Raw genomic sequence first — 19,391 nt, 5'->3', positions numbered from 1 at the left:
CGGTCCCAAGGGAATAAGACAACTGAAAAGGAGTTCTCAGTGGTGAAACTTGGCATTCCAGTCCGCATAGTGTTTCTTGCTGCCACGGTATTTCTCATTCAGGGGTGCGCCAGCAGCGATCACCTGAAGCTCTCTTATAGCAGTGAGTTCTCACTGGCTGTACCGCTGTCAGCCCTGTCTGACGCCACGATCTTTTCGACTGAAGAGCTGTCGCTGAAAACCGGCGATGGTTACCTCGTGTCCGGACGGGTTATCTCGAATGCCTCGGAGGGCCTTTCTGATAATGTTTCCATGACAGATTATCCGGCATTCCTTTTTGGCCTTAGGCCACTGGAATCACTGGAGCCAGAGGACGCCAGGCTTTTCGAAAATTCAGCCAGCGAGATTCGCCACACCTACGGGGATCGCAAGCCGAATCAGGAGACGACTGGGGAGTTCACGGCCTATACCATTTGCGGTAATGGCGCGTGTCTCGGGTATGTCGTCAAAACAGATTTTGATGACCACATTCTGATGGTGCATGCCCTTGGGGCTACCAGGGAAGAGTTCACGTCACTGATCAATGGAGGATTAAATGCTGAGCGCTAATGAAAAGGACTATCTGCTTGAGATGATTTTCGCCGTTATTGGTGAAGACCAGGCCGTTCGAAACTACAAGAGCGGATTCAACGAGGAAACGGTTGCCGTCGTTGAACAGATGATCGAGGCAAACGCCTCATGTAACGAGAACATGCGGAAACTGGCCAAGGACCTGCTTGGAGGAAGCGGCACGCTGGCCAAGGGTTGGCTTAAAAAAGTGCTCAAGTCGACAAAAAAGAAGGTTTCTGCCAGTGAGCTCCGTGGTTACGGATGTCTTGTCTCAACAAAATCCAGGTGGAAAACCCGGATAATCAGCACCGCTATCTGATTTAACGAATAACGACATTGGGGTCAGACCCCAATTTTTCGTGCAGAAGCAGCAGGTGGTGAAGAGTCGGCCTGAGGATTTGTGAGGGCATCTTCACGCAGTTGGTCCATCGTTCGAGCCCCCTCGCCACTGTCGAGCCCCTCGCTGACCAGTTGTTGCATATGTGCGATTTTTTCAGCACGGTCCTGGTCTTTTCTGATCAGATCTCTCACATAATCGCTGGTGTTGGCATACCGGCCTGTTCTGGTCTGGGACTCAACCCAGTCCTTCATTGGTTCCGGCAGCGATACATTCATTGTGGCCATGGGCACCTCACTTTGCGTTACCTGCATGCCAATTATTGCCAATTTTTGTCAATATTGAAAGCCTGCCGCTGCGCGATCCAGAGAACAAGCAGAGGACGAGAAAATCGGGGTCAAAGAACTTGCGGTTCGCTCAATTCTACCTGGGTTATCGGCCTAGTCAGCCGCCTCCGCCGCTTCAAGCACCTCGAAGGCACTGAAGGGGGTATGGAACCAGCTTTCAGCTTCCAGCTTTTCCCTGAAACCCGAGGGCAGGTCGCGATATCGCATCTCCATTTCCAGGCGCTCACCGCTGAACATGTTTTCACTCAAAGCCTCTACGGCTTGTCGCGTTTCGGGCGGGACATCGTCAACTTTGGGGAGGGCTCCAAGTGCGTATAGCATGGCGGCTGTTTCCTCAGCAGTACATTCATCCTGGCGGGCAAACTCATGATATATGAGGAACACTCGCAAATGATGACTGTCTTTCCCTTTGATTTCTTCCACGAGCTCCTGAGGGGGTGCACCTGCGTCATCACGCAGGGCCTGACAGCGTTCTACCGATTCACCATAGGCGGCAAACGTGTCCATGAAGTAGGCATGGTAGGCGTCGTCGGAAAACGCGGTACCAGTGAAGGCCATAAGGGCCAACGACAGAATGGTTTTGGTCCCTCTCACAAGGCTTCCTCCACGTCACACCCATAGTAAACAGCCCTCCAGAACTGTTTTTGCTGATAGGTGATGCTCTCTTCCATCGCCCTGAGGCCCGCTGCCCTTTGTATAAACCCGCGTTTCACAGATGGGATATTAGCCATTGCGTTGGCGAAGCCCTGCCACTCAAAAGTTGAGATATTGTAGGCTGCACCGACCGTGTTGTTCTTCATAAAGATATTCATCATGGCCCCGGCAGGCAGGATCATCGAAATCATGTCCATGTTGCGAATTTTCTTGCGAATCTGTTCCAGCGTTTCGACGTCGCGTTTGCCAAGCGTTAGGTTGGTAATCGAGGGGCATTCCATGAGCGTGGCTCCTTGCCAGTGAAATATCAGTCCGGACGGCCATTGTCCGCTTTTGTTGGGGCATTGCCGTGATGGATTTCATAGAACAGCCCGCGTGGTCCCTGGTTACCCTTATAGCCACCCAACGCATTCGATCCATCGAGCGGTGGCTTATAAAAATCGGGGTCAGACCCCAATTTCCGGGTTTACCGGGTAATCGACTTACTGGCGATTTCCGACCAGTTGCTTTGCAGGCCGTTCTGGTCGACGGTGCGCATGGCGAAGTACCAGGTGCCCTCACCCAGGTCTGTGATTTCATGCTCCATGGTCTGCCCGTCTTCGACGACCACTTCGTTGGTCATATCCGCAATCTCGGGCTGGGTGCCGTAGCGGACAATGTACTGGTCGATTTCGCCCATGGACATGCCTGTGCCATCCTCGCGGGTTCCCGGTGCCTGCCAGGTGAGTGTGGCGGTGCTGGTTGTTGGCTCAGTTTCCGGCGCTGGCTGGGGAGCCGGCTCGGGATCGGTCTGCAGGTCTGATTCGGGTTCCGGAGCTGGCTCGGGGGCCGGTTCGGGATCGGTTTGCAAATCTGATTCGGGTTCCGGCGCTGGTGCTGTTTGGTCGCTGTCGGCGGTGGGTGTTTCTTCCGGCTCTGTTGCGGGCTGCTGGGTATCATCCGGCATTTCATACAGGCGATCTGCCGCGGATAACAGGGTGTCGGCCATGGCCTGGTCCTGGCTGTCTGCGAGCGTGTAGGCGTGGATGGCCGCGTATTCCCGAATGCTGTCGCTGCCTGGCTGGCCACCGACTTCTTCGCTGGCAATCTCACCAGTGGTCAACAACTGGTCCCGGTAGCTGTCGATTGCCCCCTGAACGCCTTCCATCGGGAATTGCGCCGCCAGCCCCATGAAGGCGGAATTGACCAGTGCGGACTCCAGTTCCGCGTCGGTCAGGCCGCTTGGCAGTTCTCGGGTGATGTCCACGGGGGTCACTGCCACGGCCCCTGGCTGCAGGCCAAACCTGGCCTCTACTTCCTGCTGCGCCTGCTGGAACCCGTCCCAGCCAGTTGTGGTGCCCATGACTTCAAACAGGGTGGTGCTCAGGCTGGTGAGCGGTGTCAGGTGCCCCTGGGGCTGCTCCACCTTGTCGTTGATGGCGACGATGGTTTCCAGCTGCAGGTTGGGCCCGGGCCAGAAGTCTTCGCCGAAGGCAGCGGTATCAGAGCCTGAATAGTCCCGGCAGCCATCGACGGCGTCACAGCGCATACGGGTGTTGCCGTCGCTGGTCAGCTCCAGCTTGATGAGGTCGCTGTCGGTCGAGAAACTCAGGTCATAGAAGCCGGTTTCGCTGGTGCGCGCAGGCTCGCCCAGCTGGACGAGGGAGCCATCGGGCTCGACGCCCCAGGCGGTGATAATGCCCTGAGAGACCACACCCTTGATTGCGTAACCGGAAATCTGTATGGACTCTTCGGTATCGCTGGTATCGTTAGAACTGCTCGAACCAGACTGGGAGCTGCCACTATCACTGCCTCCGCCACCACCGCAGGCACTCAACAGTGCTGAAAGAAGGGCGATGAGGAAAAGCGTGGGGAGTTTGGCGACAACCATGGGAGCACCTCGGTACGAATTTGCGAGGTTCTATCCTAGGGCCCATGGCTGTTTAAAACTGTTATGGAACTCGTGTTTACGATCGCCAATCTGCCATTTTTTTGGCGATTTAATTTCATGTAATTAAACGAAAAATAGGGTTACAGGGTTTTACAGACCGTAGGCCTGGCCAAGCTCTCCCGCCCCTTGCCTCGAAATTGGGGTCTGACCCCAATTTCGGGCTTCACTGCCCCGATTGCGCGGCTGGGGGGCTCGGTTCTACATCAGCCGTTGTACCAGGCGCCGGACGCGACAAAATTCGGGTTCAGCACGTCTTCCTTGCCGTAGGCCAGCGGCGTGCCATCCAGCTGGGTGACCTTGCCCCCGGCTGCAACCAGAACCGCGTGGGCGGCACCTGTATCCCATTCGCAGGTGGGGCCCAGACGTGGGTAGATGTCGGCTTCACCTTCGGCAATGCGGCAGAACTTGAGGCTGCTGCCGGCCTGCACCAGTTCATGGTTGCCCAGCTGATTGATAAAGTTACTGGTTTCCTGGTTCAGGTGGCTCTTGCTGGCCACCGCGCGTATGGCCTCAGGCGGATTGACCACCTGGAGCTTGCGGGTGCTGCCGTCGGCCTCCCGCTTCCAGGCGCCCTGCCCCTTAATGCCCCAGTAGGCTTCATTCAGCGCCGGGGCTGTCACCACACCCATCACCGGTTCGCCGTTTTCAATAAGCGCGATGTTGACGGTGAACTCACCGGTGCGGTTGGTGAACTCCTTGGTGCCATCGATGGGATCCACCAGCCAGAAGCGGTCCCAGCTTTTACGCTCTTCCCAGGGGGCGTTGGCGGATTCCTCGGAGAGGATCGGAATGTCGGGCGTCAACGCCTTGAGGCCATCCACGATGGCGTGATGACTGGCGATATCAGCCTCGGTGATGGGGCTGTTGTCTTCCTTGGTCTCCACCTGGAAATCGGTCTGGTAGATTGCCATGACTTTTTCGCTGGCGCTGTCGGCGATTTCGAGGAGTTTGTCCAGTAACGATTCGTAGTTCATTGCGCTTCCTGATTAACTGAAATTGGGGTCAGACCCCGTTTTTGACGGGGTTCCCACTGCCACACCGACAACGATACCACTTCGTGCCCCGAATTTGTCCCGGTCCCTGAATTGGGGTCAGACCCCAATTTCAAGCCTTGACGGTACTTACCGTTTTGGCTAGGTTCGGGACTTCATGGAGAACAGGAAATTGGGGTCTGACCCCATTTTCAGGGAAGGAGACCAACATGCCCCGAGCGCCGCGCTTTTGTCCCGCCGGTGTACCCCAGCATGTGATTCAGCGTGGGGTGAACCGTCAGTTCTGCTTTTTTGATGAGCTGGACAAGGGCTTTTACTCTCGTCTGCTGGCTGAATACGCCGAAGAGCACCAGGTGCTTGTTCACGCCTGGGTGCTGATGACGAATCACATCCACCTTCTTTGCACCCCACTTGCGGAGCCGGCCCTGTCACGCATGATGCAGTCTGTTGGCCGTCGCTATGTTCGGTATTTCAACCACCGCCACGAACGTACCGGCGGGCTTTGGGAGGGGCGATTTAAATCCTTCATGGTGGAATCGGAACGTTACCTGCTGTCCTGCCAGCGATATATTGAACTCAACCCGGTGCGGGCGGGGATGGTCCGCTTGCCGGAGCAGTATGTGTGGTCCAGTTTCCAGTGCCATGGTCGCGGTCGGGACTCGGCGCTGCACACACCCCACGAGGAGTATCTGCGGCTGGGCCCTACCCCTGCCGAACGCATCAGGGCCTATCACCAGTTGTTTGAACAGACACCCGCAGAGGGGGAACTCCAGGAAGTACGCCAGTGCATGAAAACCGGCTACGCTCTGGGTTCCGAGGCCTTCCGCAAACGCCTCGAGCAGCAGTACGGCCTTCCCCAGCGACCCCGCCGCCGTGGCCGGCCACCGAAGGACAAAAATGGGGTCTGACCCCAATTTCCGGGTGGGGACGTCATCTGGTAAAGTCGCGGCTTTCCAGAGAGTGGGAGACCTCTGAGATGTATCTTCAGCCCGGTGTTCTTGAGGACGTTTTTGGGTCCGCAACCTATCAGCGTGGGCATCGGTACTATCTGCAGGGCCGGGTGTCGGAGCTGTCGGATACCCGGTCGGGAACAAGTCTTCATCATATTCACGCCGCCGTGTCCGGGAGTGGTCGGCAGTCATATCGCACGGTTGTCACGGTGGATACCATGACGCCCTGGGCCCTGAACGCGGTCTGCAGCTGCCCGGTGGGCGTGTTCTGCAAGCATGCGGTGGCAGTTCTGCTGACAGCCAACGAAAGGGCTGACCCGCGGGTCAAACCAACGCTATCCCGGGACGAGCAGCTTGGCATCCACTTCCAGCAATGGCTTCGGGAATTCCGGGAACTGAAGGAAGCTGCGTCACGTGACATCGGGCTGGTATTTGTGCTGAATGCGGATAGCGTATCCGGCAATGTTTATGTTTCCTGCCGCCGGATACGGGTTCTCAAGAGCGGCAGGCTGGGGAAGAGCCAGGAAGTTAGCCCCTGGCAACGCCATGACCTGGAACAGCAGCCGCCCAAGTACATTCAGAAGCCGGACATCGAACCGCTGCTCTGGATTCAGCGGCTGCCGGGCTCTCACCGTTCCTCGCCCGTTGTCTCCGGCATGGCCGGCGCGCGCTTTCTGGCGTCGGCACTGGAGACCGGGCGGCTGGTCTGGGAAAAGCCCGACAGCTGTCCGTTTTCCCGTGGCGAACCGCTAAGTGTGGAGCTCCAGTGGCAGCAGGACGAGGCGGGCAACTTCATGCTGACACCCTCTTCCATGGGCGATCTGATGATACTGCCCACCGATCCGCCCTGGTACCTCGACGCCGAAAACCACAAAGCCGGCCCACTCAATCTGCCGGTGGATACGGATACCTGGTTACTGCTATTAGACGCGCCGCCGATCCCCCCGGCCTTGCTGGAGGAACACTCCACGGAGCTGCGCCCCTTAATGGAGGCGTCCGGCACATCGCTACCGGAAAGTATACGGGTTCCCGAAGAAGTGCACGACACGCCGGTTCCTGTGCTGCAGCTGTTTCAGATCCCGGGACCACAATCGTCCCCGCTGAAAGTTGCAAGACTGCGCTTTGATTACCGGGGAGTTCTGCTGGAGGAGTACGAGTCCTCCGGGGACAATCCGGTGCAGCGCATTGATGATGACCAGTCCCTGCTGATCTTCCGCGACATTCCGTTAGAGCGTCAATGCTCGGGAGAACTGGTTGACTTCCTTTTCCTTTTCGAACTGGATGAAACCTGGGCTAGATCGCTCCCCGGGGGAATGGATCATGACCAGACCCTGCCCACACCCTCCCTGTGGCTGGATTTCCTGGCCTGGGAACTACCCCGACTGGCGGGAGCGGGCTGGCGCATCGAGATGGATGATTCCATGGACGTGCCCGTGGTGGAGGCCTCCGACTGGTACGGGCGCACGGACACATCGGAAGAGCCCGGCTGGTTCGATGTGGAGCTGGGCATCGAGCAAGATGGCGAGCGCATTGATCTGATCCCCCTGTTGGAGAAAGGCCTGCAGCATCTGGATATCGGGCTTTCCCTGGACGAAGACGGGCACCTGGAACTGCCGGAGAGCCTGTGGCTCCACGATGGTGAGTCGCTTATCCGGGTGCCTTCAGACCGGGTTCGCCCCATGCTGGAAACCCTGGTTCACCTGTTCCACCGGGGCTTCAGTGCCACCATGGATGACGGCCCGTTGAGCCTGCCCAGGCTGGATGCGGCAATGCTGGCCGGCACGTCGGCGGCACAATGGGAAAGCGGCGACCAGCTGCGGAAGCTCGGCCAGCAGCTGGCGGATTTCACTGGCCTGGAGACCGTCGCCCCACCGGAAGGGCTGAATGCAACACTGAGACACTATCAGCAGGATGGCCTCAACTGGCTGCATTTTCTGCGGCAGTCGGAACTTGGCGGCGTGCTTGCGGATGACATGGGGCTGGGCAAGACCCTGCAGACCCTGGCCTGTATTCTGGTGGAAAAGCAGGCGGGACGGCTTCAGCAGCCCGCTCTGGTGGTCTGCCCCACCAGCGTCATTCCCAACTGGAAAGCAGAAGCCGCGCGCTTCACGCCGGACCTTCGGCTTTTGGTCATCCATGGCCCGAAGCGCCGGCAGCTTTTTGATAACAGGGGCGAGGCGGACCTGGTCATCACCTCCTACCCCTTGCTCCACCGGGACGCCAGCCACCATGAAGCACTGGCCTACAGCATGGTCTTCTTTGACGAGGCCCAGAACCTGAAGAACCCCAAGGCGGCCGTGTCGAAAGCGGCCCGTCGGCTAACGACCACCAACCGGATCGCCCTCACCGGCACCCCCATGGAAAACCACCTGGGGGAACTCTGGTCGCTGTTTGATCTGGTGCTGCCGGGTTACCTGGGTACCGGGGCGGAGTTCCGGGAGTTCTACCGCAACCCCATCGAGCGTAACGGCGACCAGGATCAGCACTACCACCTGGGCCGACGCATCCGTCCGTTCCTGCTGAGACGCACCAAGGATCAGGTGACGCCGGAACTGCCGGAGAAAACCGAGATGGTCAAGCTGGTGGAACTCAACAGCGTACAGAAAGACCTGTACGAGACCGTCCGTGCCAGCATGAACGCCAAAATCCGCCAGCTGATGAACGAGAAAGGCGTGGCCCGCAGCCAGATCGAGATTCTGGAAGCCCTGCTCAAACTGCGGCAGATTTGTTGTCATCCCGACTTGCTGAAAAGCAGCGATCAGCCTCTGGCGTCCGCCAAGCTGAATTACCTGCTGGGGATGATCACGGAGCTGCTGGAGGAAGGCCGGCGGATTATTATTTTCTCGCAGTTCACCAGCATGCTGGCGATTCTGGAAAAAGCCCTCGCATCGATGAGGCTGGACTACGTCAAGCTCACCGGCAAGACCCGGAACCGGGAGAAGCCGGTGAAGGATTTCCAGGCAGGCAAGGTGCCGCTGTTCCTGATCAGCCTGAAAGCCGGGGGCGCCGGGCTGAACCTCACCGCCGCCGACTGCGTGATTCATTACGACCCCTGGTGGAACCCCGCCGTGGAGCAGCAGGCTACCGACCGGGCCTGGCGCATCGGCCAGGATAAGCCGGTGTTCGTCTACCGGCTTATCTGTGAAGGCACGGTGGAAGAACGCATCCAGGCCCTGCAACAACGCAAGGCCCAACTGGCCGACGGTCTCTACGGCAAAGCCGAGAACTTCTCAGCCGCGCTTACCGCAGAGGACGTGCAGGTGTTGTTTCAGCCTTTGGGGCGAGGCTAATCATAAATTGGGGTCTGACCCCATTTTTGACTCTTTCATAATTTTGACAGCTCGAGGATCGAGGCAACTTCGCATGAAGTCGTTCATCTCCTGCTGAACACCGCTTTCATAGAACCGGAGCATTTTCTCGTTGAATTCTAGCTGACGTGAGGCTGGGACGTTTATCGCGGGATAACCGTGTTTCAGGAGATGGCCGTTCATCATGAAGCGCCCCATGCGCTTGTTGACGTCATAGAAGAACTGGCACCGAGCCATGGTCAGAAAGACGTGGATGGCCTGGTCGTAGATATCGTCCAGCGAGGCCATTCGCTCGACCATTTCATTGAACCTGGTTACCAATGTGCCTGCATCGGGTGGCTCGTAATCCGTTCCAGCAATCAATACCCCACCTGTCCGGAACGCGCCCCACTCCAGCGCTTCCTCCCTGGCCGCAATGGCATGAAGCTGACACGCGCAGTCTTGCGAGACCTCAAACTCTCCCTCGCGGATCATCCTGAACAAACCCTTCCAGGCATCACCCTGATTGAGAGCGATTTGCTGGTCACTCAGCTTGTGGCCCCCTACCGTCACCCCCTGCAGCAATGTCTGGATCTCAGGCAGGGTAAAATTCAGGCCCTCAAGACGTACCGCATCATAGACAAATACCGAGACTTCTCGCTGGGCGAGCATCAGGGCCTTGGATTGATTTGGGGGCATATCCCAGTGCTTGTCTGGAGGCTGGTGCATGATGAGTTCTGATAACCAATTGACAGGATCTATAATCTTAACACAGCGATGAAGCATGTCCGGAAGCCGGCGGTCAGCTATATCCCGATTAACCCAGCCTCTCGATACTCCTGCAATGCCTTATCCAATCAGGCTTGTCGCCCATTGCCGGTAGCACGGAACTTTGCAACGACTTCGGGCGATAGACGCTTTTTCGTCGCCACGAAATGCCCAGATCAATACATCCGTGCCGATTAGCATTAATCACACCTTCTTCCCTGCCTGAGATTCCGTACCTTCGTATCAACATCAGTTTCCTGGGAATCGGCCCACATGCCGAAGCCAGGATTTCTCCCCTTCGAACGCTCTCCTTCAATCGGCACCAGGCGCGCAGTAGGTTTACCCCGGTAGGTAATGATTACATCCTCCCCGCGACGGGTGGCGGACAGCATTTCTTTGGTGTGCAAGCGCAGATCTCTGGTCGTGGCTTCCATCAGCTCTCCGTGTTTCATTTCTTTGTGTAACAACTCTATAGCAGATGCTGGTTGTGATGCACGGCGCACTTTTTGCGCCGGTTACGCGCCCGTACCGAAAGGTTGACACCATCTCTTTTCGCTCGAATGCCTGCGATGGCCTCATGAATTATTTGGGTCTGCGCCCGGAACAGAGACGAACCAGGCACACCACTAGCATCTTACAACCTGCACCCGGAAGGAAGATACATATCACTCCAGCCAGCGGGATTGGCGGAATTATCGATCACGCACTGCCAGCGCCCCTGGTCAGAGCGCTCAAACGTGATCAGTACACCTGTCACATTTGGATGGGCATTGCCGCCAAGCGTCACCTGCAGTTGCCCAGAACCGTCAGGGTTAACGGTGGCGATGTCAGTGGCCAGGTCGCCAGTGGTTATGTTTGAGAGGATATAACCAATGGCTTCATTGGTGACCGGTTTGTTGGAGCCGACGGCGCCCTCAATGCTTGTGCGGTACTGGCCCAGTTCGCCTACTGCCCGGCTCACTTGGCTTTTGGCGACGTAACCCTGATAAAGGGGAATCGCCATGGCAGCCAGAATGCCAAGAATCGCAACCACGATCATCACTTCGATCAGGGTGAAACCATTACTGCTCCGAGTCATTTGCTACTTCCTTCTCAACCGCTAACAGAGTGGACTGTTTGCAGAGCAGCAAATCCGGGGCCATACCTTTGGTGACGGCCCGAAAATCGGAACAAGGTCGCAATTAAAGATGGAGGTTCGCCTGCAAGATCTGCCAATGGCTCAATAGCAGGGTCAGTAATAGTCGGCAAGCGTCACACGAAGGTAGTCATAAAACTCCTGGGTGGCGCTGCTTCCAGGCCTGGGGCCGCCAGCACCCAGCCACACCAGAACACCCCCTTTCGGGTCTATGACAATGGCTGACGGGTTGCCCGGCAGCTTTCCACCATGGATGTACAAAGGCATTGCCTCTTCGTCAGGCTGGTAACGATAGACCCCGTAACCGTAACAGGCCTGGGTCTCGGCGGCGTTGCAGTCATTGTTCATGTCGCCATCCAGAATGGTGAGTGGCTCCATGTTCAGTGCCTGGCTGACCAGTCCGGCGAGATCGCTGGCGCTGCCGGACAGGCCCGCTGAGGACGCCAATGCCGCAAAGTCGAAGGTCTGATAGTAGTTCTCGGTGTAAAAATTCTCGAAACGGAAGTCGTACCGGACCTCATCTGACCGATATGGGCCCTCAATGAAGGCCAGGGTGCTGCTCCGGAAGTCAAAACGGTCGGCCACGTAATTGCGGTAGGACTGGCCGGATACCTTTTCAATTGCCAGGCCCAGCAGGCAATAGCCCAGATTGGAGTAGAGCTCGGTTTCACCAGGGTCATACATCAGCCCGGAATCCAGGAGTTCTTCCGGGTTGTTTGGACACCAGGGCCTGTGATTCCTCATGAACATTACATCCTGAGCGCGTTCCCGGTCCCAGCCACCACGATGCGACAGCAGGTGCCCTACCGTTATGTCCGCTACTCTCGGGTCCTTCAACTCGCCTTCGAGCGCCAGCAGCCGGACAATGGACTGGTCCAGCGACAACTCGCCCTCATTGACCAGGTCGAGGATGGCCGCTGCCGTGACCGTTTTGGTGGTGCTGGCAAACCGGAAACGGGTATCCGGCTGCAAGGGCTGGTCTCCCAGAATCCCGTCTTTCCAGCCGGTCTCGCAATGATGCAACCGGCCATCCGGCGAAACATAGGCCAACTGACTGGCGGGCGCCGCCATGTTGCGGGTGGCGTAGCGCTGGGCCCTCGCCATCCAGTCCGGTGCCTCGGGACTGCAACGGGTGTTCCACTGAACCACCTGGGCTTGTGCGTAATACAGCAGCCTGGAGGGACCAAGCGGGTTGGTGATAGCGAAGTGCGAGATTCCGGCCACCAGGGTGACCAGAACGATCACCACGAGCAGATCCTTGAGACGGGATGCCTTCAGCATTAACACTGCAACTGCTTTCCTTGTTCCGATATGGCCGGCTTTTCACAAGCTCATTATTCTATAGGGATACCGTTCAAAGGGGCCACAACGTCTGCGCCAACCAGCGTCAGTTCTGACGAGCAGGTCACAATGGACGCGAGGTAGAGAAACCATTACGCACCATTCATTCGCCAGCCCGGAAAGGAGCGGCTTGATTACGCGACTGACTCGAAGTTATTGAACAGAGGCCTCCCTCACTCAATAGCTCGAATAAAATAGGTCGCTGATAATCTGATCACGGTCACTTTGTCGCAGCAGGGGCTCGAAGAGGTCTCGGGAAGCCTCCGCAGTCAAACTGTCGAGAAATTGCTCCGCCGCACTTTCGAATTGGTCGGAATCCGCCAGTTTCAGAGCCAGCACATAGTTTATGTCCGTCTCTGGCTCGTCAAAAGAGGATTCATAGCGTCGGCTGACCTCGATGTAGCACTCCTGGCGTTCTTTGTATTCGGGTTCGCTGGCTTCCCGGGCCATGCACTGGAAGAAATAGTCCTGAGGACTGCCAGATAATTCAGCAACCGCTTTCGCCTCCTCTGCGGCTGCATCCAGCGCTCCCAGCCGCACAAGAACACGAATCTTTTGTTTCCGGGCCGGTAAATACTCGTCTTCCAGCTCAATCGCCTCGTCCAGGAGGCCAAGCGAGTGACGGAGTTCAGCATCGTCAGACGAAGGAGCAGTTAATGTCACCGCCTCTTCGGTCAAACGCTCGGATGACTCATCGGAGGATGCGGAACAGCCTGTCAGCAGCAAAACAACTATTAAGGCGAGCACCGGCTTCATTGCTTCACTCCGATAATCCGGATGGTTTCCCGGGCGATCGAAGATGAGTTATAACCCACACCGCTCCCGAATGAATAGAACCCCTCAATAATCAGGGTATATGCGTCAGGAGCATCTGTCGGTGGCAACGAAATACTTGCAGAACCAATTGCAACATATTCATCATCTGGCCATGCCTCGTTTGTACCAATAGCCAATCGTTTATGGACCAAATGCTCACCCGCATGAAGCAACCTGACAGATCCCGAAAATTCGATGGAATCCTTGTATTCTGGCAAAGTCATGGCTGCAGTATGACCCATGGCACTTAAGAACAACTGGTTACCATAAATGACGACGGCACCTCGCAGGTACAAGCTGCCAAGAGCGCCGACACTTTCCCTGCTGAAGGTAGGAAAAGCCGGCGCCTGAAACGACTCGGACTTAATGCGGCTGAATGGCTCGCCGAAACCACCGAGTTTGAAGACCGGTATCACGACAACCGCAGAGCCCATCTCGACCGACGACGATCGGCGGCCTGAAGCGGATCCCTCCTACCCTCCAAACATTCTACTGGCCGCTGCCAGGCACCAGACTCGGTTCCAATCTGGCCGGATTGCCCATTTTTTCACCGAAACCGGGAATTCCAGCAGATTTCGCCCCTTCGGACCTGGTGCTCGTCCGCTCCGAAGTGAAAGGGAATACGGTTAAGCTATTTTCTCTTGGCTGTGCATGTCCGTGTTCAGGCCAGCCTCGATAGGCCGAGGGGGTTGGTAATGAGAAAGTGAGAAATGCCGGCAATCAGCGAAATTAAGACAATTACCAGAAACAGGTCCAACAAAAGAGACTTTCTGAGCATAAAGGTCTTACCTGCCTCAGTTTTTCGGCGCAGTGAGTGACTCCAGGATCGAATCAATCCACTGCATCTAAATGCCTATTTAGCTAACTTGATTTTCCAGGATCCCTAACTGGCCTACAGGCACTTAGCTCTTCATCAAATAATTGTTTATTCAACTCGGAAAAGCATAGCGCACCAAGAATGATCATATAAGAAAGCGGTATCGCGTGATAAAATATTCCAGTAAGCAAGCCGTAGGCATACATTGACAGCAAAAAAGACACCAGACACTTCAAAAACCTGACACCAGAACTTAAGAATATCACCCTAAGACATATAAGCGATGTCCAGATAAAGAAGCAAACGGACAATACCAGCCCCAAAAAACCATACTCGAAGAAAAACTGAAGAATAGAGTTATGAGGTTGAACAATACTATTGGACACGATGTCAAAACTCCTGAACGAGTCCGCACCATGACCAAGCCATCCCGCTTCAAGCCCCACACTCCATGTCTGATACCATAATGTTAATCTGCCTGAGGACATTTGATCAATGGCGGCGGAGTCAAACGTTCGGTCTAATTGCCCGAGCAAGATCATGGTTTCGCCAGACAGAAAAACCAAAACAAAAGCCAAGGCTAGCATCAGCATTCCAACAGCCGCTTCCCGATAACACTTTGAAAATACAAGCAGAACCATTAAAATTAACAGTGATAGCAATTGTGCCCTACCCCCAGTCCATACTGAAAAGGTCGCAAAAATCAGGAAAAATATGCTAAAAATATAGAAGCCAACATTCTTGGAAACAACGAGAAGATAGAGAGCCCCAAAAGCCATCATCAATTCGTAATTGAAATGCCTGATATTCCCATATACTGGTGGATCAGAAATCACAAACGAGTAGAAATCTTCACGATACCAAAAAAGTCCTATAAAAAACGTCATAGAAACCAAGAGCACCGAAACGATCTTAAGCCAAGCGATCACCAGATACAGCTCGTTGAAGTTTCGGAAAAAGTAAACGAGAGAAAAGAAGAAGAGGAAGCCACTTATATAATAGATCGCCCTATCATAACCACCAACCTTAAAGAGCGAAAACACAATAATTAAAATAGCCAGACCCAAAAAACAAGACAGAATAATATGGCGACTATTTAAAACAACCTTCCCAATCGTCCTTAGGGTCTCACGAATCAAAAACAAAAAAAATAAAACTTGAGCGAGCGCCACATAATTGTTGGCTTGCACGGAATTATGACGGATGGTCAGTAGAGGAACAAAAGCAACAATAAAGACAAGAACCAGTAGCGCAGCGCTATGACGAAACTGAATCCATCGACCATTGGTCACTGTTATCGGCATAATAGATGCTCCCCAATGGGAGATGAAAAGGACGTTTTCATATTAGCCAAGGCTTCTATCACCTAATCTTAAAGCTCACCCAAGGCACCCTTCCTTTTTCAAAATACTCATCCATCTGGGCCTGATTGGATATTCTCGGCTCATGGTCGGAAACGACTACAACCCGGACCCCACTCATGTGCGGCAAGGTGACAATCTCGGACAGCTTTATAAAGAACTGATGTTGCAGCTTCAGGTTTCTACAGGTTTCTGTACCTGCTCGGACATCAATACTCTCGCATTGAAGCACTTCAAGTGACAAGTCCCTCAAGTCATATAAGTGATGCGTATTCAAGGTTAACCAATAGCCAAACACTTTTCCCTCGGCAGAATAAGAGTCTGCAACATGGTCGGCCATCTCCACATCGCAAGCACCAGGGAAGGAGTAACATCTACTGGGCCATGAATAACTCTCAAAAAAGGTCTGCTTTTCAAAGCCAATTTGCGGGTACCATCTCGCCCTGTCATACATAAGGCCTGCCGCCCCGTGAAAAGCAAGAGTCTTATAGCCTCTTTTTCTTAATTGATTGGGGATACAGCCGGCAAGCTCTTCCTCATGACCCTCAAAGTTAAAGTGCAGCAAATCAGATCGACAGAGTTCCCTAATTTCCGCCTCAATGGTTATGCCGTTGAAACTCAACGATCCTTGCTGCCAGTCAGAAAGCACGGTAGTAGCGTCTAGCAGCGGGGACATCACGGCAGACTGAATAGTCTGGTTCGAAACCCCCCAGGATTCATTGACGATAAGCAATATCTTCTCATCAGTATCTGAATCATCTCCAAACCAGGCACCAGTCGCTCCATTAAGGGCGACGTCTCCAAACAGGTTACCGTCCACCGACAACGACTCAACAAACCCCGTTCGTCTACTGTCGATGCCGAATATCACCTGACTAGAGATAAGTGATCGCTTCTCATTGCTCCAAACCTTGTATTCTTCCTCATTCAGGAAAATTGCGCTAAAACCATAGATAATCACAACCAAATTTATACAACATAGAAACTCAAGCTTGCCCTTTTGTTGGTTTTTGTACAGGAATGCAAAGATCAGTAAAAAAACAACCAAGCATAGAACAACAGCGGAAACCTTGTACCCAACAGGCGCCACGCCGAAAAAGCTGGACATGTAAACAATGTCGGAAATCCTGAGAACCGGAAATATCTGACCAATAAGAGCAAGGACATCAAAGAAGATGGCCACCAACAAGGCTGCGACACCGAAAACCCTCTGGTTTGCAATGAACAACAGCGTCACAACGGCATAGTCAGCATTTATATAAGGTCGCTCAAGACCGTATATAAATGAAAACAGCGTCATGACAGCATTTGGAAGTATAAGGACAATTGAAATAGCCCAAAGAAACTGAAGCCAACTCCACGAATTATCAGTTTTTGTAAGCATTGAGCCTATCACCTACGCTAAAAGCGACTCTATTCACTGAGGTGCTGCAACCGATGATCATAAAAAAGCCCCTAAAAAGGGGCTTTTTTATTCAATCGTTCAAGCTAATGATTAAGACCCTGAACCTGAACAACCAGCAGGCTGGTACTTGGCCGCAACCGAGGTAGTACAGCTCCAGACACCTTCGTTGCTACGACTCCAGGACAGGGTATCCCCACTAATAGCTGAAGATGCATTGCCTCCAAATGTTGCATCCAAAGATGCCGTGTTGTTGGTGAGGTCGATAGTGGCCGCCAGACCAGCACCGCCGTCACCAGTCTGGAGATCAGTTTCACCCAGCAGGTTGCTGTCGGTCCAGCCAAAATTGCAGTTCGCTTCGGCAATACCGTTCATCATGCAGTTTTCCACAGCGGTACGGATTGAGCCGGTTTCGCTCATTACACGACTAACCTGAGAACGAGCGATGTAATCCTGATACTGCGGAATTGCGATCGCGGCCAGAATACCGATGATCGCTACAACGATCATAAGTTCGATCAGGGTAAAGCCCTTTTGAGCATGGTTGATCTTCATGTTTTTCATACTAACTGCCTCTGTGTTTTGCGTTTTTTCTCTTTAGCCCCGGGGCCGGCGGAGTCTTGCCCCGGAACCGGTGTGAGCCTGAGTCACAAAATGCAGGCGTCGTGCCAACTTGCGAAAACATCTCTTCTTCCCCTTATAACAATAACTTAAGCCTCCACCCTCAAGCCCAGGCACGCCGCCAGAGAGACAATTCACCCTGCCCATCCACGTCCCGTAGTGACGCCCAGTGTCACACTGCGATGTTCTTCACATGCTTGAGTGACACAAATGGTCAACCACCGGCCTTTCCAATCATACTTGCGCCATCTAAACTCTCTGTCACCTGATCATCACTGGGTGTTGGCCTGCCCGCGAGCACCTTACCGACAAAAGTTCAAGAACCTATGGCAAGCGACAAGAGCAATGTGACACTCACCGGCTTGGCCCGCCGTTTTGTTGAAGACGGACTGCTGGAAGAGGATGTAGCGAAAGATGCCTACCTTCAGGCAGCGAACAACCGCATTCCCTTAATCACCTATCTTGTACAGAATCAATTGGCCGACAGCCGCAAACTGGCGTTTGCTGCCGCCATGGAGTTTGGGGTCAGCGTTCTGGACCTGAACAGCTTCCTGCCCGAGATGCTGCCGGAAAAGTTGGTAGACGAGAAGCTGGTCCGCAAGCATAGCGCCCTGCCGCTTTATAAACGAGGCAACCGCCTCTTTATTGCGGTTTCGGACCCCACCAATATACAGGCCCTGGATGAGATCAAGTTCAACACTGGTCTGAGCACCGATGCCATTCTGGTCGATGACGCAGCTCTGCGGGTGGCGATCGACAAGTACCTGGAGTCTCAGGACGACTCCATGGGCAACCTTGACGATGCAGACCTTGAGGGCGTCGAGACAGAGGGTGGCGACCAGGATGAAGACGACGGAGCAGTCTCCGCCACAGATGTGGATGATGCCCCCATCGTCAAATACGTCAATAAAGTGCTGCTTGATGCCATTCGCGGTGGTGCATCGGACGTCCACTTCGAACCCTACGAAAAAACCTACCGGGTGCGCTATCGTACCGATGGCATACTCAAGGAGGTATCGAAGCCCTCCATCAAGCTCGCGCCAAAGCTTTCCGCCCGTATAAAGATCATGGCCCAGATGGACATCTCCGAGCGCCGCGTCCCCCAGGACGGCCGCATCAAGATGAAGCTGTCCAAGACCAAGGCGATCGATTTCCGGGTCAATACCCTGCCTACGCTGTGGGGTGAGAAAATCGTACTGCGGATTCTCGACCCCAGCCAGGCCCAGATGGGCATCGACGTGTTGGGCTATGAGGAGGACCAGAAAGATCTGTACATGGAGGCCCTACAACAGCCCCAGGGCATGATCCTGGTCACCGGCCCAACAGGCTCGGGCAAGACCGTATCCCTTTACACCGGACTCAACATCCTGAATACGGCGGAAATCAACATCTCCACAGCGGAAGACCCGGCGGAAATCAACCTGGAAGGCATCAACCAGGTGAACGTCAATAACCGGGTCGGGCTGGGCTTTGCTGAGGCCCTGCGCGCCTTCCTGCGACAGGACCCGGACGTAATCATGGTGGGTGAGATCCGCGATCTGGAAACGGCCAACATCGCCATCAAGGCCGCCCAGACCGGTCACCTGGTTCTCTCTACCCTGCACACCAACAGCGCGGCGGAAACCCTGACCCGGATGATGAATATGGGGGTGCCCTCCTTCAACATCGCAACTTCGGTCAGCCTGATCATTGCCCAGCGTCTGGGCCGTCGCCTGTGCAGCAGCTGCAAGCAGCCCCTGGAAGTGCCAAAAGAAACGCTTTTGAAGGAAGGGTTCACAGAAGAACAAATCGACACAGGCTTTACGTTGTTCACACCCAAGGGCTGTGATAAATGCAATGGAGGATATAAAGGTCGAGTGGGTATTTATGAAGTGGTCAAGGTGACCGAGTCGCTGGCGAACATGATCATGGAAGAGGCCAGCTCACTGGCAATTGCCCGCGAGGCTCAGAAAGAAGGTTTCCGCAATCTGCGTCAGTCCGCCCTTCGCAAGGTGATTGAAGGGGTGACCAGTCTTGAGGAAGCCAACCGCGTAACGAAGGATTAA

19 protein-coding genes are annotated in these 19,391 nt (G+C 54.6%); 5 read left to right on the top strand and 14 right to left on the bottom strand.

Annotated features, from left to right (window positions below; translation table 11 throughout):
- Positions 1-42 precede the first annotated feature (42 nt).
- Both IE079_RS12285 and IE079_RS12280 read left to right on the top strand, forming a co-directional pair.
- Positions 43-588 carry a hypothetical protein gene (locus IE079_RS12285; protein WP_189576835.1) on the top strand — a complete coding sequence of 182 codons (546 nt, stop codon included), beginning with the start codon at positions 43-45 and terminating at the stop codon, positions 586-588.
- Positions 575-907, top strand: a complete 333-nt coding sequence (locus IE079_RS12280; protein WP_189576832.1) for a hypothetical protein — start codon at positions 575-577, stop codon at positions 905-907. The genes IE079_RS12285 and IE079_RS12280 overlap by 14 nt, the downstream gene beginning before the upstream one ends.
- Positions 908-930: 23 nt before the next feature.
- Here the strand turns inward: IE079_RS12280 and IE079_RS12275 are convergent, their stop codons facing one another.
- The 5 genes from IE079_RS12275 to cysQ form a co-directional block, all read right to left on the bottom strand.
- Positions 931-1,212: a type II toxin-antitoxin system ParD family antitoxin gene (locus tag IE079_RS12275; protein WP_189576830.1), complete on the bottom strand. Its 282-nt coding sequence runs from the start codon at positions 1,210-1,212 to the stop codon at positions 931-933.
- A gap of 153 nt (positions 1,213-1,365) precedes the next feature.
- Positions 1,366-1,866 carry a hypothetical protein gene (locus IE079_RS12270; RefSeq protein WP_189576828.1) on the bottom strand — a complete coding sequence of 167 codons (501 nt, stop codon included), beginning with the start codon at positions 1,864-1,866 and terminating at the stop codon, positions 1,366-1,368.
- Complete coding sequence (locus tag IE079_RS12265; RefSeq protein ID WP_189576826.1) at positions 1,863-2,207, bottom strand: hypothetical protein; 345 nt, start codon at positions 2,205-2,207, stop codon at positions 1,863-1,865. Before IE079_RS12265 ends, IE079_RS12270 begins: the two co-directional genes overlap by 4 nt.
- Positions 2,208-2,392: 185 nt before the next feature.
- Positions 2,393-3,796, bottom strand: a complete 1,404-nt coding sequence (locus tag IE079_RS12260; protein WP_189576824.1) for a fibronectin type III domain-containing protein — start codon at positions 3,794-3,796, stop codon at positions 2,393-2,395.
- Between the two features lie 263 nt (positions 3,797-4,059).
- Entirely contained in the window at positions 4,060-4,830 is a 771-nt protein-coding gene (cysQ, locus tag IE079_RS12255) for a 3'(2'),5'-bisphosphate nucleotidase CysQ (RefSeq protein ID WP_189576821.1), read from the bottom strand.
- A 227-nt stretch (positions 4,831-5,057) separates the two neighbouring features.
- Between cysQ and IE079_RS12250 the strand changes: the two genes are divergently transcribed.
- Positions 5,058-5,756: a transposase gene (locus tag IE079_RS12250; protein WP_189576819.1), complete on the top strand. Its 699-nt coding sequence runs from the start codon at positions 5,058-5,060 to the stop codon at positions 5,754-5,756.
- A gap of 68 nt (positions 5,757-5,824) precedes the next feature.
- Positions 5,825-9,088: a DEAD/DEAH box helicase gene (locus tag IE079_RS12245; protein ID WP_189576817.1), complete on the top strand. Its 3,264-nt coding sequence runs from the start codon at positions 5,825-5,827 to the stop codon at positions 9,086-9,088.
- Here IE079_RS12245 and IE079_RS12240 read toward each other — a convergent pair whose 3' ends face one another.
- The 9 genes from IE079_RS12240 to IE079_RS12200 all read right to left on the bottom strand — a co-directional run bounded on the left by IE079_RS12240 (position 9,089) and on the right by IE079_RS12200 (position 17,280).
- Positions 9,089-9,814: a Fic family protein gene (locus tag IE079_RS12240; protein ID WP_189576815.1), complete on the bottom strand. Its 726-nt coding sequence runs from the start codon at positions 9,812-9,814 to the stop codon at positions 9,089-9,091.
- Positions 9,815-10,053: 239 nt separating this feature from the next.
- Positions 10,054-10,287: a type II toxin-antitoxin system Phd/YefM family antitoxin gene (locus IE079_RS12235; RefSeq protein ID WP_189576813.1), complete on the bottom strand. Its 234-nt coding sequence runs from the start codon at positions 10,285-10,287 to the stop codon at positions 10,054-10,056.
- Between the two features lie 200 nt (positions 10,288-10,487).
- On the bottom strand, positions 10,488-10,931 hold the full coding sequence (locus tag IE079_RS12230; protein ID WP_189576812.1) for a pilin: 444 nt from the start codon (positions 10,929-10,931) through the stop codon (positions 10,488-10,490).
- Between the two features lie 153 nt (positions 10,932-11,084).
- Complete coding sequence (locus IE079_RS12225; RefSeq protein ID WP_227712497.1) at positions 11,085-12,269, bottom strand: serine hydrolase domain-containing protein; 1,185 nt, start codon at positions 12,267-12,269, stop codon at positions 11,085-11,087.
- Between the two features lie 237 nt (positions 12,270-12,506).
- The gene (locus IE079_RS12220) at positions 12,507-13,085 is read right to left on the bottom strand and encodes a hypothetical protein (RefSeq protein ID WP_189576808.1); all 579 of its coding nucleotides are present in this window, start codon (positions 13,083-13,085) and stop codon (positions 12,507-12,509) included.
- Positions 13,082-13,561, bottom strand: coding sequence for a hypothetical protein (locus IE079_RS12215; RefSeq protein WP_189576806.1), 480 nt, complete (start codon positions 13,559-13,561; stop codon positions 13,082-13,084). Before IE079_RS12215 ends, IE079_RS12220 begins: the two co-directional genes overlap by 4 nt.
- 445 nt (positions 13,562-14,006) lie before the next feature.
- Positions 14,007-15,266, bottom strand: a complete 1,260-nt coding sequence (locus IE079_RS12210; protein WP_189576803.1) for an O-antigen ligase family protein — start codon at positions 15,264-15,266, stop codon at positions 14,007-14,009.
- A 58-nt stretch (positions 15,267-15,324) separates the two neighbouring features.
- Positions 15,325-16,707 (bottom strand): alkaline phosphatase family protein, encoded by a 1,383-nt coding sequence (locus tag IE079_RS12205; protein ID WP_189576802.1) that lies wholly within the window; start codon positions 16,705-16,707, stop codon positions 15,325-15,327.
- A gap of 111 nt (positions 16,708-16,818) precedes the next feature.
- Entirely contained in the window at positions 16,819-17,280 is a 462-nt protein-coding gene (locus IE079_RS12200) for a pilin (protein ID WP_227712496.1), read from the bottom strand.
- A gap of 392 nt (positions 17,281-17,672) precedes the next feature.
- Between IE079_RS12200 and pilB the strand changes: the two genes are divergently transcribed.
- Positions 17,673-19,391, top strand: coding sequence for a type IV-A pilus assembly ATPase PilB (gene pilB / locus IE079_RS12195; protein WP_189576797.1), 1,719 nt, complete (start codon positions 17,673-17,675; stop codon positions 19,389-19,391).

This window comes from Marinobacter zhanjiangensis (genome assembly GCF_014651935.1).
Classification (GTDB): Bacteria; Pseudomonadota; Gammaproteobacteria; order Pseudomonadales; family Oleiphilaceae; genus Marinobacter; species Marinobacter zhanjiangensis.
The sequence above is the reverse complement of the archived record's forward strand: the minus strand, read 5'-3'. Positions and strand labels throughout refer to the sequence as shown.

Excerpts from the sequence above, each read along its gene's own strand:
- cysQ (WP_189576821.1), bottom strand. The coding sequence starts at position 4,830 with ATGAACTACGAATCGTTACTGGACAAACTCCTCGAAATCGCCGACAGC.
- IE079_RS12235 (WP_189576813.1), bottom strand. The coding sequence starts at position 10,287 with ATGGAAGCCACGACCAGAGATCTGCGCTTGCACACCAAAGAAATGCTG.
- IE079_RS12220 (WP_189576808.1), bottom strand. The coding sequence starts at position 13,085 with ATGAAGCCGGTGCTCGCCTTAATAGTTGTTTTGCTGCTGACAGGCTGT.
- pilB (WP_189576797.1), top strand. The coding sequence starts at position 17,673 with ATGGCAAGCGACAAGAGCAATGTGACACTCACCGGCTTGGCCCGCCGT.
- IE079_RS12205 (WP_189576802.1), bottom strand. The coding sequence starts at position 16,707 with ATGCTTACAAAAACTGATAATTCGTGGAGTTGGCTTCAGTTTCTTTGG.
- IE079_RS12230 (WP_189576812.1), bottom strand. The coding sequence starts at position 10,931 with ATGACTCGGAGCAGTAATGGTTTCACCCTGATCGAAGTGATGATCGTG.
- IE079_RS12280 (WP_189576832.1), top strand. The coding sequence starts at position 575 with ATGCTGAGCGCTAATGAAAAGGACTATCTGCTTGAGATGATTTTCGCC.
- IE079_RS12240 (WP_189576815.1), bottom strand. The coding sequence starts at position 9,814 with ATGCACCAGCCTCCAGACAAGCACTGGGATATGCCCCCAAATCAATCC.
- IE079_RS12250 (WP_189576819.1), top strand. The coding sequence starts at position 5,058 with ATGCCCCGAGCGCCGCGCTTTTGTCCCGCCGGTGTACCCCAGCATGTG.
- IE079_RS12200 (WP_227712496.1), bottom strand. The coding sequence starts at position 17,280 with ATGAAGATCAACCATGCTCAAAAGGGCTTTACCCTGATCGAACTTATG.
- IE079_RS12275 (WP_189576830.1), bottom strand. The coding sequence starts at position 1,212 with ATGGCCACAATGAATGTATCGCTGCCGGAACCAATGAAGGACTGGGTT.
- IE079_RS12260 (WP_189576824.1), bottom strand. The coding sequence starts at position 3,796 with ATGGTTGTCGCCAAACTCCCCACGCTTTTCCTCATCGCCCTTCTTTCA.
- IE079_RS12265 (WP_189576826.1), bottom strand. The coding sequence starts at position 2,207 with ATGGAATGCCCCTCGATTACCAACCTAACGCTTGGCAAACGCGACGTC.
- IE079_RS12225 (WP_227712497.1), bottom strand. The coding sequence starts at position 12,269 with ATGCTGAAGGCATCCCGTCTCAAGGATCTGCTCGTGGTGATCGTTCTG.
- IE079_RS12210 (WP_189576803.1), bottom strand. The coding sequence starts at position 15,266 with ATGCCGATAACAGTGACCAATGGTCGATGGATTCAGTTTCGTCATAGC.
- IE079_RS12245 (WP_189576817.1), top strand. The coding sequence starts at position 5,825 with ATGTATCTTCAGCCCGGTGTTCTTGAGGACGTTTTTGGGTCCGCAACC.